13 protein-coding genes (1 of these 13 only partly in view) are annotated in these 14,973 nt (G+C 65.1%); 8 read left to right on the plus strand and 5 right to left on the minus strand.

Features of this window, described 5'->3' with window-relative positions; translation table 11 throughout:
* Positions 1 to 64: 64 nt before the first annotated feature.
* Together BSL82_RS02980 and BSL82_RS02985 are read right to left on the minus strand one after the other, a co-directional pair.
* The gene (locus BSL82_RS02980; RefSeq protein WP_072595969.1) at positions 65 to 562 is read right to left on the minus strand and encodes a PAS domain-containing protein; all 498 of its coding nucleotides are present in this window, start codon (positions 560 to 562) and stop codon (positions 65 to 67) included.
* Positions 559 to 1,431 (minus strand): hypothetical protein, encoded by an 873-nt coding sequence (locus BSL82_RS02985; protein WP_158010641.1) that lies wholly within the window; start codon positions 1,429 to 1,431, stop codon positions 559 to 561. The genes BSL82_RS02980 and BSL82_RS02985 overlap by 4 nt, the downstream gene beginning before the upstream one ends.
* Before the next feature lie 346 nt (positions 1,432 to 1,777).
* Between BSL82_RS02985 and BSL82_RS02990 the strand changes: the two genes are divergently transcribed.
* Both BSL82_RS02990 and BSL82_RS02995 read left to right on the plus strand, forming a co-directional pair.
* Positions 1,778 to 2,359, plus strand: a complete 582-nt coding sequence (locus BSL82_RS02990) for an ANTAR domain-containing response regulator (protein ID WP_072598567.1) — start codon at positions 1,778 to 1,780, stop codon at positions 2,357 to 2,359.
* Positions 2,356 to 3,579 (plus strand): CmpA/NrtA family ABC transporter substrate-binding protein, encoded by a 1,224-nt coding sequence (locus tag BSL82_RS02995; RefSeq protein WP_072595971.1) that lies wholly within the window; start codon positions 2,356 to 2,358, stop codon positions 3,577 to 3,579. Before BSL82_RS02990 ends, BSL82_RS02995 begins: the two co-directional genes overlap by 4 nt.
* Positions 3,580 to 3,885: 306 nt before the next feature.
* Here BSL82_RS02995 and BSL82_RS03000 read toward each other — a convergent pair whose 3' ends face one another.
* Complete coding sequence (locus tag BSL82_RS03000; protein WP_072595972.1) at positions 3,886 to 5,589, minus strand: bifunctional protein-serine/threonine kinase/phosphatase; 1,704 nt, start codon at positions 5,587 to 5,589, stop codon at positions 3,886 to 3,888.
* Positions 5,590 to 5,660: 71 nt separating this feature from the next.
* Here BSL82_RS03000 and BSL82_RS03005 point away from each other — a divergent pair, with 71 nt between their 5' ends.
* From BSL82_RS03005 to cobA, 5 genes are read left to right on the plus strand one after another with little or no spacing between them, the layout of a single operon-like run.
* Entirely contained in the window at positions 5,661 to 6,869 is a 1,209-nt protein-coding gene (locus BSL82_RS03005; protein ID WP_072595973.1) for a nitrate/nitrite transporter, read from the plus strand.
* Between the two features lie 35 nt (positions 6,870 to 6,904).
* Entirely contained in the window at positions 6,905 to 9,388 is a 2,484-nt protein-coding gene (gene nirB / locus BSL82_RS03010) for a nitrite reductase large subunit NirB (RefSeq protein WP_226998604.1), read from the plus strand.
* A gap of 3 nt (positions 9,389 to 9,391) precedes the next feature.
* A complete protein-coding gene (gene nirD, locus BSL82_RS03015) occupies positions 9,392 to 9,733 on the plus strand; it encodes a nitrite reductase small subunit NirD (protein WP_072595975.1) in 342 nt (113 codons plus the stop codon).
* Positions 9,733 to 12,336, plus strand: a complete 2,604-nt coding sequence (locus BSL82_RS03020; RefSeq protein ID WP_072595976.1) for a nitrate reductase — start codon at positions 9,733 to 9,735, stop codon at positions 12,334 to 12,336. The genes nirD and BSL82_RS03020 overlap by 1 nt, the downstream gene beginning before the upstream one ends.
* Positions 12,326 to 13,108 carry a uroporphyrinogen-III C-methyltransferase gene (gene cobA, locus BSL82_RS03025; protein WP_072595977.1) on the plus strand — a complete coding sequence of 261 codons (783 nt, stop codon included), beginning with the start codon at positions 12,326 to 12,328 and terminating at the stop codon, positions 13,106 to 13,108. The genes BSL82_RS03020 and cobA overlap by 11 nt, the downstream gene beginning before the upstream one ends.
* Here cobA and BSL82_RS03030 read toward each other — a convergent pair.
* Entirely contained in the window at positions 13,093 to 13,443 is a 351-nt protein-coding gene (locus tag BSL82_RS03030; protein WP_072595978.1) for a hypothetical protein, read from the minus strand. The two genes, cobA and BSL82_RS03030, sit on opposite strands and share 16 nt — an antisense overlap.
* Positions 13,440 to 14,564 (minus strand): anhydro-N-acetylmuramic acid kinase, encoded by a 1,125-nt coding sequence (locus tag BSL82_RS03035; protein WP_072595979.1) that lies wholly within the window; start codon positions 14,562 to 14,564, stop codon positions 13,440 to 13,442. The genes BSL82_RS03030 and BSL82_RS03035 overlap by 4 nt, the downstream gene beginning before the upstream one ends.
* A 32-nt stretch (positions 14,565 to 14,596) precedes the next feature.
* Between BSL82_RS03035 and tyrS the strand changes: the two genes are divergently transcribed.
* On the plus strand, positions 14,597 to 14,973 hold the 5' portion of the coding sequence (gene tyrS, locus BSL82_RS03040; RefSeq protein ID WP_072595980.1) for a tyrosine--tRNA ligase. 850 nt of this gene lie beyond the right edge of the window; the window shows 377 of its 1,227 coding nt (coding positions 1-377); the start codon lies at positions 14,597 to 14,599; the stop codon falls past the right edge of the window.

Below are 14,973 nucleotides of genomic sequence, written 5' to 3' on the forward strand. Positions count from 1 at the left end.
TATTCAGGCCGCCGGTTAGAAACTGGTTAAAAATCGCTACGCCACAACACGCCCTGAAGGGTCGTCAATCATTTGCGAACAGCTTCTCGCTTTTCCAGCTGATCACGCCATAGATGTGATCGATTTCGGAAACCGATGAGGACAGCGGAAGCAGGACGCCGCGGCAAAACACCCGATAGCCTGCTTCGGTGACGAAAACATATTCCGCCTCCACCGGTTTGCGCGAATCCAGAACCTCATTCCAACGGCCCGCGAACTGACCGAGCAGGGTGTCCGGAGCCACGTCCGCGAGAGCGATCGGGACCGACTTCACAGATGCTTCGTCCCTCAGTACCAGCCCGACATGGGTCAGCATCGGCCTCGCGCTGTTCGTGACGTCCACCATGAAGCCATGCGCGGAACGATCCTCCAGCGCCAGCGGATCAAAATCGGCAACCGAAGGAAAATCCCGGCCTCGGCCGATGCTGTGCCAATAAAGCAGGGCGCGCCTGTGCAGCCGCCGTTCAAGGCCACCGGTCCTTCGCGAACCCTTTTTCCACATGATTTTAGGCAACAGGTTCATGCGCCTTCCTCCGCCCCCATGCCGAGGGAATTCCTGATCCAGCGGACAAAGCGCCGCCACCGGCCCGCCTTGTCTTTTTCCTGCAGATTCTCATCGGTCAGCACGACCTCGCCCACCTCCGCGAAGCCCGCCGGCACCTTCAGCACGGGCCGTTCGCCGCGCGCGATCAACGCAACCAGATTGGGATCGTCGGATATCAGCTCGCCGGAGTCGCCGGGCGCGCTCTGGAACATGAAGGTGCCTGACATGCCCTTGCCGAAGGACACGGTCAGCGGACACGGGCTGTTCCCGTCGCACTCCTGCCGCCAGCCGGGCAGTTCGACTGCAATGCGATTGGCATTGACCATTGCCGTCCGCACGGCCTCGGCGGCTGCCGTCTCAGCCGGTTTCGCCAGGGCGGCGGTTGCCGGAGCAGGTTCGGCGGGTTTCACGCGCACATTGCTAAAGGCCAAGGGACAAGGCACTTGAAAAACAAGTCGTCCATCGGTTCTGCCGGGTAGAACGGCGTCCGAAGCTGCCCGCAATCGGCGGCCGACCTGCTCGCCCGCTGCATTCTCAAAGGTGAACTCAAGAACGATCGGCGACAATGGAACGGCGCTGTCATTCCTGACCGTCTGGGTTATGGCGCAGCCGTCCGCACCATTATGAACCACGGTCGGGCTGTTGACCGGCCGATGGGATGGGCGGGATTCACCTTCTTCAGCCGACGCCATTTCGACAGTCGCGCTGCCCGTCCGGCGGGGCTCCTCGGATGATCGCACATCCGCCCACTGCCGCTGAGCCGCGGCTCCAGCGGTGGTGAAAAGATCGGGATGGGACTTGATGAGCCAGACCGCGCCACCGACTGCGGCGATGATGGAAAGTTTCACAAATCGCGATATCAATTTCGCGCGTTTGCGATCCCGCGCCACTACAGCCGGGTCGATTTCCGGAAGCACAGTGTAGCAGGCCCGGCAATAGCGGGCCTCCTCACTGACTTCCCTGCGGCAATTTGGGCAGTTCCTCATGCGCGACGCCTTTTTATGGTTCGCATTATGGGGCCATTCGCTGACAATTCGTTAATTTGGCAAACACCATGCCCATGTGCGCTTGGCTTTGCGGCGGAAGAAGTCTGCCGCGCAACGCCGGGCTAGTTTGCCGTTGATCCCCCAATGCCCCGCTCCTAATGGAGCGTTATGTTCGATCCCTTCACCCGCTGACAAGGAGACCCCGGCGCTGCGCATCGTCATCATCGACGAGACAAAGGCGCGTGCCGCCGTGATCGAGGCAGGACTGCGAGAGGCCGGACTGTCGGACATCCACATCTTGAGCGAACGGCAGGGGCTTGTGTCCAGGCTTGCCGCACTGGCCGCCGATGTCGTCCTCATCGACCTTTCAAACCCCAGCCGGGACGTGCTGGAAGAATATTTCACCGTGTCGCGCGCACTGGCGCGGCCGGTCGCCATGTTCGTCGATCAGAGCATTCCGGGAGACATCGAGGCCGCGATCGACGCGGGCGTATCGGCCTATGTCGTCGATGGATTCCGAAAGGAACGGATCAAGCCGGTGCTCGACCTCGCCGTCAGCCGCTTCAACGCATTCGCGCGCCTGCAGAACGAACTGAACGAGGCCCGCAACGCGCTGGCTGATCGAAAGGCGATCGACAAGGCGAAGGCGCTCCTGATGCGGCGGCGGGGAATCGACGAACCTGCCGCCTATGCGCTGCTGCGCAAGGCCGCGATGAACCAGGGGCGCCGCATAGGCGAAGTCGCCGCCGCGCTGATCGCAGCCGAGGAACTGCTGGGAGACGGACAATGACGGCATCCACCATGCGGATCGGCTATTTGCCGCTGGTGGATGCCGCCATTCCCATATTGGCGCATGAACTGGGTTTTGCGTCTGACGAGGGCCTGAAGCTGGAGCTTATCGGCGATCAGAGCTGGGCGACGGTGCGCGACCGGCTGATCTACGGCCACACCGATGCAGCCCATCTGCTTGCGCCGCTGGCCATCGCGACCTCGCTGGGCCTCGGCCGTCCGCCGGTAAAGCTGGTCGCGCCGTTCAGCCTGGGCCTGAACGGCAACGCCATTACGCTGCTTGCCCCTCTTGCCCAGAAGCTGCGCAAGCTGGGTGGAGCTGTTGACGATCCCGCGGCCACCGGGGCCGCGCTGGCGCGGCTTATCAGCGAACGTCCCTATGCAAGGCTTCGGCTTGCCGTGGTCCACCGTTTTTCCAGCCACAACTACATGCTTCGCTACTGGCTTGCGGCATGCGGGATAGACCCGGAAAAGGACGTCGATATCGTCGTCGTCCCGCCGCCATTCACAGGCGAGGCGTTGGCCTCCGGAGAGATACACGGCGCCTGCGTGGGAGAGCCGTGGAACAGCCTTGCGGTCGACGCCGGAGCGGCCGAGATCATCGGCACCACTGCCACGATCTGGCAGCGCGGGGTGGAGAAAGTGCTCGCGATGCGGGCGGACGTGGCGGATGGCGATCCCGGGCGGCGCGATGCACTGCTCCGGGCGCTGGACCGTGCGGCGCGGGTCGCGGGCGATCCCGACCGTCAACAGGAGGTGGCGGAGATCATCGGCGGCGAGCGTTATCTCAATAAGCCTGCGTCCCTGATCGAGCGGGCGCTGAGCGGGCGGCTCGCCTTTGCCGCTAACAGCGAACATGACGCGCCCCGGCCCGACTTTCTGCTGTTCTACCGCGACGCAGCAAATTACCCATGGGTCAGCCAGGCGCTGTGGCTCTATTCGCAGATGGTCCGCTGGGGCCATGCCGCATGGGACGCGCAAGCTCTGGAGATCGTGCGTCAGGTCTTCCAGCCGCAGATCTACCGGCGGGCCCTGATCGATACCGGAACGCCCTTGCCGGGGGCGATGGAGAAGGTCGAAGGGTCTATCGCCGTGCCGACGGGCGTCGGCACCTTCCGCGGCCGGTTGATGCTGGGGCCGGATCGCTTCTTCGACGGCAGGCGCTTCGACCCCGACGATCTGGAAGGCTATCTCGCGTCCCTTACCTCGCCCCCGCGCTAGATTTCTCGCACCTGCAACAAACATCTTGCGCCGGTCGATCCGACAAGGCACTATGGAGAAACGAACAAGGAAGTTCGTATCACATAACCCTGATCTCCCAATGAAGGGATGATCCGGGCCTCAACCAAGGTGTGAGGCAAAGGCAAAGCCGCCGTTCGACCGTCCGCAAGGACGTTCGGGGCGGCTTTTTTCGTGCTTTCAGATGCAGGGGCGGTTTGGATGCAAGGTTCGGGATCGACAGCGAAGGAGAAGGGCGGCGGTGCAGTGCCGACCCGCGTTCCCTTGCGCCCGCTTCCTCAAATCGCCTCAGACGTGGCTTGCGATGGAAATGATCAGCGCCATGGCCAAAAGCAGCGACATGATCTGCCAGAACCGCAGCGGATCGCGCTCGATCAGCGGGCGAAAGCGGCTCGGGCTGGCGGAAACGATCGCCGGCCCGCCTTCAAGGGCGCGCAGCATCTCCACCGCGTCGCCGAAACGGTCGGCCGGCGCGACGGCGACCGCCCGCGCGATGACATCGTCAAGCCACGCGGGCAGATCGTCGCGGCTTGCGGATGGCGGACGAAGCTTCCCGAAGCGGGGGCGGCTGAACGCCTCCGCCTCGCCATAGGGAAAGCCGCCGCCGAACAGCCTGGCGAGGGTGACGCCAAGGGCGAACTGGTCGGTCTGCTCATCGCCCCTGTTCCCGTCATAAATCTCGGGAGCCATATAGCCCGGCGTACCTGGAATATCGGCTCCGGGCGCGTCTTCGATGCGCGGCAGCCGCGCCACGCCGAGATCGACCAGCCGCAGCCCGCCGTCCTCGGTGACGATGACGTTTTCCGGCTTTATGTCGCGATGGATGATCCCCAGCCGGTGCAGCGCGACGACCGCGCGGGTGAGCTGAACGGCGATCTTCAATCCCTGCCGAAGGGGGATGAAGCCGGTTTTCTTCAACCGGTCCGCCAGCGTCTCGCCGCGATAGAAGGGCATCACCGTGTAGAGGCGGCCCTGCCGCTCCTCGCCCGCGGCCAGCACCTGACCGACAAAGGGGCTGGCGACGCGAACGCCGATCAGCGCTTCGCGGACGAAGGCCTCGCGCATGGCCGGTTCGGCAAGCACGGCGGGCTTCGGGAACTTGACGACCACATCGCTCCCGTTCTGGCTGTCGACAGCGCGGAACACGCGCGCATAGCGGCCGTCGGCCAGCAACTGCTCCAGCCGGAAGCCGTCGACATTGTCGCCTGCCGACGGCGGCGCTTCGATCGGCAGATGCGCCATTCCGGCGGTGATGATGTCGTGATCGGGCGCGGGCAGGTCCAAAATGTCGATCAGCACGGCGCTGGCGTTGTCCTGCGAACCGGCGGCAAGCGCGGCCGCGGTGATGCGGCGGGCGTCGGTTTCGGCATTGCCGCGCGCCGCCAGCAGCGCTGCGATCTGGCGATCGTCAAGCGCGCCGTGAACCCCGTCGCTGACCAGAAGCAGCCGGTCGTGGACGGCAAGCTCGACGCTCGCATGATCGAGGCGGATCAGATCCTCTATCCCCACCGCGCGATAGAGCACGTGCCGCAGGTCGGGCTGGGGCAGCACATGGTCGCTCGTCAGCCGCACGAGCCGCCCGTTACTGTAGTGATAGGCACGACTGTCGCCGACATGAAGGACATGCGCCCTGCGGCCCCGCAGGATTGCGGCGGTGAAGGTCGTCGCCATTCCCTGAAGCGCGGCGTCGGCCTTTCCCTGCGCGCGCAGCCACTGGTTGACCCCGTTCATCGCCCGCGCACCCGCCGCGGGCACGCCGATGGTATCGGGCTGGGCGTAATAGCCGTCCATGAAGGTGCGGACGGTGAGTTCGGCCGCGACACGGCCGCCCTTTGCGCTTCCCACTCCATCGGCGACGGCGGCCACCGCGCCATGGCGGGCAAGTTCGCCAGCGCCGGGAAGGTAGATGCCCGCATAATCCTCGTTCGCGGGACGCCTGCCCCGCTCGCTGGACCAGCCGCTCGCAATCCTAAGGCCACCGCTGGGCCGCATTCGACGATCCTCCCTCGCTCACGCGCGAGGGTGAACATCCCCGCAATTTCGTCAACACCCTGGATAATGTCATGAAGAAGAGTTTCTGGGAGGCGGGCCACAGGCCGACGCTGATCGCCGCCTTCCTCTATTTCGACCTTGCGTTCATGGTCTGGGTTCTGCTCGGCCCGCTGGGCGTGGCCATTTCAGCGGACCTCGGCCTGTCGCCCGCGCAAAAAGGGCTGATGGTTGCCACCCCCACGCTTGCCGGCGCGCTGCTTCGGGTGGTGAACGGACTGCTCGTCGACCGGATCGGGCCGAAGCGGACGGGCACGATCGGACAGCTGATCGTCATCGCCGGACTGTCGGTGGCGTGGGCGTTCGGGGTGCACAGCTTTGCGGGCATTCTTGCGCTCGGGGTGGTTCTGGGTTTTGCGGGCGCGTCCTTTGCGGTCGCGTTGCCGCTCGCCTCCCGCTGGTATCCGCCCGAACATCAGGGCACTGCGCTTGGCATCGCCGGAATGGGCAATTCGGGCACGGTGTTCGCGGCGCTGTTCGCCCCCACCCTCGCCCAGCTTTTCGGCTGGAACAATGTGCTGGGCCTGGCGGTGATCCCGCTGGTGATCGTCCTCGCCGTCTATCAGCTGATGGCCAGGGATGCGCCTGGTACACCTGCGCCAAAGCCGCTGGCGGCCTATCTGTCGCCGTTGGGAAGCGGCGACGCCTGGTGGTTCATGCTGTTCTACGGCGTGACCTTCGGCGGCTTTGTCGGCCTGTCGTCCTCGCTCACCATCTACTTCAACGACCAATATGGCCTGAGCGCGGTGACCGCCGGCTATTTCACCGCCGCATGCGTCTTCGCTGGGTCGCTGGTCCGGCCGCTGGGCGGCGCGGTCGCCGACAAGGTGGGCGGAATCAAGTCGCTGAGCGTGATGTATGTGATCGCCGCCATAGCGCTCGTGCTGGTGAGCAGCGCGCCTGCAAGCGCGGTCGCGGCGCTGGGCCTGTTCGTCGTTGCGATGCTCGCGTTCGGCATGGGCAATGGCGCGGTGTTCCAGCTCGTGCCGCAGCGTTTCCGGCAGGAGATCGGCGTGATGACCGGCCTGGTCGGCATGGCGGGCGGCATCGGCGGCTTTTATCTCGCCTCCAGCCTTGGCTTATCCAAGGAGGCGACCGGCAGCTACCAGCCGGGGTTCCTCATCTTCGCGGGTCTGGCGCTGATCGCGCTCGGCGGGCTTTCGGCAATCAAGAAGCGTTGGCGGATGACCTGGGGCGCGGCTGTTCAGGGAGTGCGTATCTGATGGGCATTCAATCTAAAATATCGAGCGGTGACGCCATGGCTTCAGGCGGAATCGACACCCGCGAACATCTGGTCGTGGTCGGCAACGGCATGGCTGGCTGCCGCGCGGTGGAAGAAGTGCTGAAGCGCGACAGCGGCCGCTACCGCATCACCATCTTCGGCGCGGAACCGCGGGTGAACTACAACCGCATCATGCTTTCGCCGTTGCTGGCGGGCGAGAAGGCGTTCGAGGACATCGTCATCAACGACCACGCCTGGTATGAGGAAAACGGCATTCGCCTCATCGCCGGTGATCCGGTCACGGCGATCGACCGCGAGATGAAGACCCTCACGTCCCGGTCCGGCCGCGTTGAAAGCTATGACCGGCTGATGCTGGCGACCGGATCGGACCCGTTCATCATTCCGGTGCCCGGCGCGAAGCTGCCCGGCGTCGTCACCTTCCGCGATATGGACGATGTGGCGGCAATGCTTCGCGCAGCCGACGAGAGCCGGAACGCGGTGGTGATCGGGGGCGGACTGCTGGGCCTTGAGGCCGCGCACGGCCTGTCGCTCAGGGGCATGAACGTGACCGTCATCCACCTGATGCCGACGCTGATGGAACGCCAGCTCGACGAGGCGGCCGGTTGGCTGCTGAAGACCGCACTTGAAGGCCGCGGGCAGACGATCCTGACGGGTGCGGACACCGAATGCATCCTGGGGGAAAGCAAGGTGGAAGGCGTGAGGCTGAAGGACGGCCGCCTCATCCCGGCCGATCTCGTGGTGATGGCGGTGGGCATCCGCCCCAACACCGCGCTCGCCAAGGAAGCGGGCCTTGCCGTCGGGCGCGGCATCCATGTCGACGACCATATGGTCACGTCCGACCCGTCGATCACGGCGGTGGGCGAATGCGTCGAGCATCGCGGCCTGTGCTACGGCCTCGTCGCGCCTTTATGGGAAATGTGCGCATCGCTGGCGGACGGACTGACCACGGGCGCCGCCAGCGGTTATCAGGGCTCGGTCACGTCCACCAAGCTGAAGGTGTCGGGGATCGACGTTTTTTCCGCCGGGGATTTCTCGGGCGGCGAAGGTGCTGAGGACATCGTGCTGCGCGACGCAACGCGCGGCATCTACAAGCGCGTTGTCGTGAAGGACGACCGGCTGGTGGGGGCCGTGCTCTATGGCGATACCGCCGACGGGAACTGGTATTTCGACCTGCTGAAAAAAGGCGAGGACATATCGGACATCCGCGACGCACTGATCTTCGGCCAGGCTTTCGCGTCCGGTGGAGGGGCGCACGCGGACCCTAAAGCGGCCGTTGCGGCGCTCTCCGACGAAGCGGAGATCTGTGGCTGCAACGGCGTGTCCAAGGGTGGCGTGGTCGCCTGCATCCGGAATGGCGCCGTCACGCTGGACGCGGTTCGCGCGAGCTGCAAGGCATCGGCGAGTTGCGGCTCATGTACCGGCCTTGTCGAAAACCTGCTGGCGGTCACGCTGGGCGATGAATATGCGGGCGAACGGGCGGAAAAGACGGTGTGCAAGTGCACCAGCTTCACCCATGAGGACGTTCGCCGCCTGATCCTTGAAAAGGAGCTGAAGTCCATCCCGCAGGTGATGCAGGAGCTGTCGTGGTCGACGCCCGACGGCTGCCATTCCTGCCGCCCCGCGCTGAACTATTATCTGCTCTGCGCCTGGCCGGCCGAGCATGTCGAAGACCCGCAGAGCCGCTTTGTCAACGAGCGCATGCACGCCAACATCCAGAAGGACGGCACCTATTCGGTCGTGCCGCGCATGTGGGGCGGCGTGACGACTCCGAAGGAACTGCGCGCCATCGCGGACGCCGCCGAGAAATATGGTGCGCGCATGGTGAAGGTGACGGGCGGACAGCGGCTGGACCTGTTCGGCATCAAGAAGGAAGACCTGCCCGCGATCTGGGGCGATCTCAACGCCGCCGGAATGGTGTCGGGCCATGCCTATGGCAAGGCGCTGCGCACGGTCAAAACCTGTGTCGGATCGGAATGGTGCCGCTTCGGCACGCAGGATTCGACCGGGCTCGGCATCAAGACCGAGCAGATGACCTGGGGCTCGTGGATGCCGCACAAGTTCAAGATCGCCGTGTCCGGCTGCCCCCGCAATTGCGCCGAGGCGACGATCAAGGATTTCGGCGTGATCTGCGTCGATTCCGGATATGAGCTGCACATCGGCGGCAACGGCGGAATCCACCTGCGCGGCACCGACCTGCTGTGCAAGGTGGAGACGGAGCAGGAAGCGCTCGATTATTGCGCCGCCTTCATCCAGCTCTACCGCGAGGAAGCCCGCTATCTGGACCGCACCGCCCCCTGGGTGGAAAGGGTCGGCCTCGACTACATCAAGAAGCGCATCGTCGAGGATGCGTCGGGGCGCGAGGCGCTGCACGCCCGCTTCCTCCTTGCGCAGAGCTATCTCCAGAAAGACCCCTGGGCGGAGCGCGCAGCGGGCGCGGAGAAGGAACTGCACCAGCACATCGCTGAAATCCGGCCGTTCGCGGTCGTTGGAGGACGTTGACCCATGATAAACGCTCATTGGCTCGACATCGGCCCGGTCGACCAGCTTCCGCCGCTTGGGGCGCGCACCCTGCCCGTCCTTGGCGGCGAGCAAATCGCGATTTTCCGCACCGCCAATGGCGACGTTCACGCCCTGGTCGACAAATGCCCGCACAAACATGGCCCGCTGAGCCAGGGCATCGTCCACGACACGACCGTCACCTGCCCGCTCCACAACTGGCGCATTTCGCTGATTACCGGCGAAGCGCTGGGCGAGGACAAGGGCTGCACCCGCGTCATTCCGGTTAGGGTGGACGCGGGCCGCGTGCTCATCTGCCGCTCATCCGCGCTAGCGGCCGCCGCCTGATGAAGCCTGTCCGCACCACATGCCCTTATTGCGGCGTCGGTTGCGGAGTGAAGGCGACGCCCGGCGTCGGCCGGGCCGTGACGATCGAAGGCGATGCCGCACATCCGGCGAATGAAGGCCGGCTGTGCTCCAAGGGCACGCATCTGGGAGAAACGGTGGGGCTGGAAGGCCGCCTGCTTCACCCGGCGATCGGCGGCAAGCGGGCAAGCTGGGATAAGGCGCTCGATCTCGTCGCCCGCACCTTTGCCCGGACGATCAAGGAGCACGGGCCGGACAGCGTCGCCTTCTACGTCTCGGGCCAGTTGCTGACCGAGGATTATTATGTCGCGAACAAGCTGATGAAGGGCTTCATCGGCAGCGGCAACATCGACACCAACTCCCGCCTGTGCATGTCGAGCGCGGTCGCAGGACACATCCGCGCCTTTGGCGAGGACGTGGTGCCCGCTACCTATGCCGACCTTGATGAGGCGGACCTGATCGTCCTTGTCGGATCGAACACCGCCTGGTGCCATCCGATCGTCTACCAGCGCATCCAGGCGGCGCGGCGACAGCGCGGCACGAAGCTCGTCGTCGTCGACCCCCGCCGGACGGAAACCTGCGAGGATGCCGACCTGCATCTGGCGATCCGCCCCGGTACGGACGTCGCACTGATGAACGGACTGCTCGCCCACTGCCGCGACCAGGGCCTGATCGACGAGGCATTTCTGGGGCAAAGCGTCAGCGTGCCGGACGGGTTCTGGGACGGGCTTGCCGATCGCGATCTATGGTCCACCGCAGGCACATGCGACGTGGCTCCCGCCGACCTCCGCCGGTTCTTTGACCTGTTTGCCGCCAATCCGCGGACGATCACCCTCTTCAGCCAGGGCATCAACCAATCCATTCGCGGCACGGATCAGGTCAACGCCATCGTCAATGTCCACCTTGCGACCGGACGCATCGGCAAGCCGGGGGCAGCACCCTTTTCCATCACCGGACAACCGAACGCCATGGGCGGACGGGAGGTGGGCGGGCTTGCCTCCACCCTTGCCGCGCACATGGATTTCGCGCCCGGCAATGTCGACCTTGTCCGGCAGTTCTGGAGCGCACCGGCAATGGCCGCAAAGCCGGGGCTGAAGGCGGTCGACCTGTTCCGCGAACTCGGCCGGGGCAAGATCAAGGCGCTGTGGATCATGGCGACCAACCCGGCCGTCAGCATGCCCGATGCCGGCGCGGTGCGCGACGCGCTGTCGGCCTGCCCGTTCGTGGTGGTGTCCGACTGCATGGTCAGGACCGACACGCTCGCTTATGCGCATGTCGCTCTTCCTGCTTCGGCATGGGGGGAAAAGGACGGCACGGTCACCAATTCGGAGCGGCGGATCAGCCGCCAGCGTCCGGTCTTTGCCAACCCCGGAGAAGCAAGGCCCGACTGGTGGATCATCAGCGAGGTGGCAAGGCGCATGGGGTGGAAAAGCCCCTTCGCCTATGACCGTCCGGCGGACATATATCGCGAGCACGCCCGGCTATCGACCTATCGCAACAATGGCCGGAGGCTGTTCGACATCGGCCATCACGGCGCGATCTCCAACCCCGATTATGACGCGCTGGAGCCTTTCTGCTGGGGCGGCACGCCCTTTGCCGACGGCCGCTTCCCGACCGGGGACGGCAGGGCGCGACTGGTTTCGGTCCGGCAGATGGAGCTTGCCGACCCCCTCGTCCAATGGCCGTTCACCCTCAACACCGGCAGATACCGCGACCAGTGGCACACCATGACCCGCACTGGCCTGAGCGCCCGCCTGTCCGCCCATCGCCGCGAACCTCTGGTCGAAATCCACCCCGATGACGCCGCCGACCTCGGCATTGCCGACAGCGGTTTTGCGCGACTGATCACCGCACAGGGCGAAAGCGTCTTTCGGGTCCAGCTCAGCGACGGCCAGCGGCACGGCGAAGCGTTCGTCCCCATTCACTGGACGGACCAGCAGTCAACCGGCGGGCGAACCGGCCGGCTGCCACGGCCACTCGTCGATCCGTTTTCCGGCCAGCCCGGCTTCAAGTCGACCCCGCTCCGGATCGAACCCCTCGTCACCGAATGGACCGGCTTTCTGGTATCGGCTGTCGAGCCTTCAAGCATCGCCGCCGACTATGCGACCTCTTCCCGGGTATCGGGTGGTTGGCTGGTCGAACTGGCGGGCAGCGGCGACACGGCGAAACTTGCCGAATCCGTCCTGCCCCAAGGCGAGCGGATGGAGGTGAACGACGCCGCGCGCGGCCAGACGCGCATCGCAGTCCTCGCCGACGGCAGGCTGAAAGCCGCCCTTTACCTCTCCCGGTCCGGCGGCTTGCCGTCGCGCGACTGGCTGATCGGACAGCTGGACGCGGCCGAGGAAACATCGCCGCTGGCCCTGCTCGCCGGACGCCCGGCAAAGCCCGCGCCCGATCGTGGACCGATCGTCTGCGTCTGCTTCGACGTGGGCATGAAAACGATCATTTCCGCCATCGCATCTGAATCGCTGACCACATTGGAGGAGGTGGGAGTCTCGCTGAAGGCAGGCACCAACTGCGGATCGTGCCGCCCCGCCATCACCCGATTGCTGAAACCGTCCGAGGAGATCAGCAATGCCGTCTGATAGCATCATCGCACCGGGGGAAGTCTGGCTGGTAGGGGCCGGTCCGGGCGATCCGGAACTGCTGACCCGCAAGGGCGAACGGCTGGTCCGCGAGGCGGAGGTCATCTTCCATGACGCGCTGGTTGGGCCGGGCATACTGGAACTGGCAGGCCCAGGGGCAAGGCTTGTTTCCGTGGGCAAGCGGTCAGGCCACCACTCGCGCGATCAGGCGACGATCAACGATCTGCTGCTGGGGGCCGCGCTTGCGGGCAGAAAGGTCGTTCGGCTGAAAGGCGGCGATCCGTCCATCTTCGGCAGATCGGCCGAAGAGATTGAGCATCTGCGCGCCCATCATGTCCCGGTTCATGTCGTGCCGGGGATCACCGCCGCGTCCGCTGCGGCGGCGTCTGCCGGCATTTCGCTCACCCTGCGCGGCATGGCGCGGCGGCTTCAGTTCGTCACTGCACACGCAAGGGCCGGAGAGGAACTGAATCTGGACTGGAAGGCGCTGGCCGACCCCGATGCGACGCTTGTCGTCTATATGGGCCGGGCAGCGGCTGCCGAAGTCGCTGAGCGGTTGATCGAGGCGGGACTGGACGCGGCAACCCCGGTCATGGTCGTGGAAAATGCCAGCCTGTCGCAGGAAAGGCGCTTTTCCACCCGGCTGGACCTGCTTGGACTGGCGGTGAAGACCGCGATCGGAAAGGGGCCAGCGCTGCTCCTGATCGGCAAGGCCGTTGCCGCCGCCAGTTCACCCGCATTGGCCGAAAAGACGGTTCAGCGCTTTTTTTGAGGGGCGTCGTCGGGCCACACCTGCTTGCGTGACATCCAGGGCGCGGCGTCCACGACTTCGGCCCGCTTGGACTTACGGTCATAGAGGCAAAGGACCATGCCCTGCTTGCCCTTCATGTCGGACTGCGCATAGGTGCCCGTGACAAGCCGGGCGTCAACGCCTATGCGGTCGCTGAAGCGAAGCGGCTCAGGCGCATAGGCTGCATCCCGAAAGCCGCTCGCGCGAAGGCAGGCGAGCGATGAGGTGCGGTCCAGCTCCTCATAGGCCTGCGGCGTTGCAGCCACAGCAGGCAAGGCCGCGATCGCCAGACCGGCGATCATCAGAGCTTTCATCATACGCACACGCCCCTTGTTCCAAAAGCAGTCGGCCTTGATACCCGGCCGCCGCTGACCGGCGCATTAACGCCTGTGGTTTCCGGAAAACTTGTCGGCAAACCTTCGAGATGACGCACCGCGAGATAACCGAAAGCCTCGGCTTCCGTTGCATCGCCGTTCCATCCGATCTGCTCGACAGGGGCAACGGACAAGCCGCAGCGATCGCCGATCATGGCCATGAGCGTGGAATTGTGCCGCCCGCCGCCTGCCACATGCACGGCATTGGGCCGCGCCGGACATTGGGCGATCGCCTTCGCCACGGCGGCGGCGGTAAATGCAGTAAGTGTCGCCGCGCCATCGGCAAGCGGCAGCCCGCGCACCGGATCAAGGGAAAAATCATGGCGGTCCAGCGATTTTGGCGGGACCACCTCGAACCAGGGATGGCCCAGCATCTTGCCCAGCACATCGTCGCGAATCTCGCCCTGCGCCGCCACCGCACCACCCATATCGTGCGCGAGCCCTGCCCCGGTCTGCATCCAGTCATCGATCAGCGCATTTCCGGGGCCGGTGTCGAAGGCCAGCAGACGGCCATCCTCCCCGACAAAGGTGATGTTCCCGACACCGCCCAGGTTGAGCACCACGGCGGGGAGCAAACCACCGCCAAGCCGGGCGGCGTGATAGACGGGGACCAGGGGCGCGCCCTGCCCGCCAGCCGCCACATCGGCGGTGCGGAAATCGTCGACCACGGCCACGCCCAGCGCATCGGCGAGCGCCTGCCCGTCGCCGATCTGCCACGTCCAGCCCCGATCGGGCCGATGGGCAATCGTCTGCCCGTGATAGCCGATAACATGGACGTCCCTGCCGCTCAGGCCGTGCCGCTCCAGCAAGGCGGTTGCCGCCTCGATATGAAGTCGGTCGACCAGGCGTGCGGCCTCGTCGATTTCAGGCCGTGCCGTGGGCGCCTCCATCAAGAGCGCGCGCGCCATCGCAAGACGCAGCGCGTCACGCTCGGCAGCGCCATAGGGCAGGCTCAGGAAATCAATGGGCCGGACATGATCCGCGCCGTCCGTCTCGACAAGCGCTGCGTCAACGCCGTCCATCGACGTACCCGACATCATGCCCACAGCAAGCACGCTGTTCATGCCGCCCGCCTCATGCTAACCGCCCGTCCATCATGACCGTATACAAGTCCGACCTGTTGCGCCTGCTCTCCACGAGAGGTTACATCCATCAGATGACCGACGCGAGCGGTTTGGACTCGCTTGCGCAACGATCCGTCGTTCCGGGCTACATCGGCTTCGATCCGACGGCGCCCTCGCTGCATGTCGGCAGCCTGGTACAGATCATGCTGCTGCGCAGGCTTCAGCAAACCGGGCACAAGCCGATCGTACTGATGGGCGGCGGCACCGGCAAGATCGGCGATCCGAGCTTCAAGGACGAAGCCCGAAGGCTGATGAGCGATGAGGTGATCGCCTCCAACATCGCCTCGATCAAGCGAATATTCGAGCAGTTCCTGAGCTTTGGGGACGGGCCGACCGACGCCGTGATGCT

Source organism: Tardibacter chloracetimidivorans (assembly GCF_001890385.1).
Taxonomy (GTDB): domain Bacteria; phylum Pseudomonadota; class Alphaproteobacteria; order Sphingomonadales; family Sphingomonadaceae; genus Tardibacter; species Tardibacter chloracetimidivorans.

Excerpts from the sequence above, each read along its gene's own strand:
- BSL82_RS02980 (WP_072595969.1), bottom strand. The coding sequence starts at position 562 with ATGAACCTGTTGCCTAAAATCATGTGGAAAAAGGGTTCGCGAAGGACC.
- BSL82_RS02995 (WP_072595971.1), top strand. The coding sequence starts at position 2,356 with ATGACGGCATCCACCATGCGGATCGGCTATTTGCCGCTGGTGGATGCC.
- BSL82_RS03000 (WP_072595972.1), bottom strand. The coding sequence starts at position 5,589 with ATGCGGCCCAGCGGTGGCCTTAGGATTGCGAGCGGCTGGTCCAGCGAG.
- BSL82_RS03005 (WP_072595973.1), top strand. The coding sequence starts at position 5,661 with ATGAAGAAGAGTTTCTGGGAGGCGGGCCACAGGCCGACGCTGATCGCC.
- nirB (WP_226998604.1), top strand. The coding sequence starts at position 6,905 with ATGGCTTCAGGCGGAATCGACACCCGCGAACATCTGGTCGTGGTCGGC.
- nirD (WP_072595975.1), top strand. The coding sequence starts at position 9,392 with ATGATAAACGCTCATTGGCTCGACATCGGCCCGGTCGACCAGCTTCCG.
- BSL82_RS03020 (WP_072595976.1), top strand. The coding sequence starts at position 9,733 with ATGAAGCCTGTCCGCACCACATGCCCTTATTGCGGCGTCGGTTGCGGA.
- cobA (WP_072595977.1), top strand. The coding sequence starts at position 12,326 with ATGCCGTCTGATAGCATCATCGCACCGGGGGAAGTCTGGCTGGTAGGG.
- BSL82_RS03030 (WP_072595978.1), bottom strand. The coding sequence starts at position 13,443 with ATGATGAAAGCTCTGATGATCGCCGGTCTGGCGATCGCGGCCTTGCCT.
- BSL82_RS03035 (WP_072595979.1), bottom strand. The coding sequence starts at position 14,564 with ATGAACAGCGTGCTTGCTGTGGGCATGATGTCGGGTACGTCGATGGAC.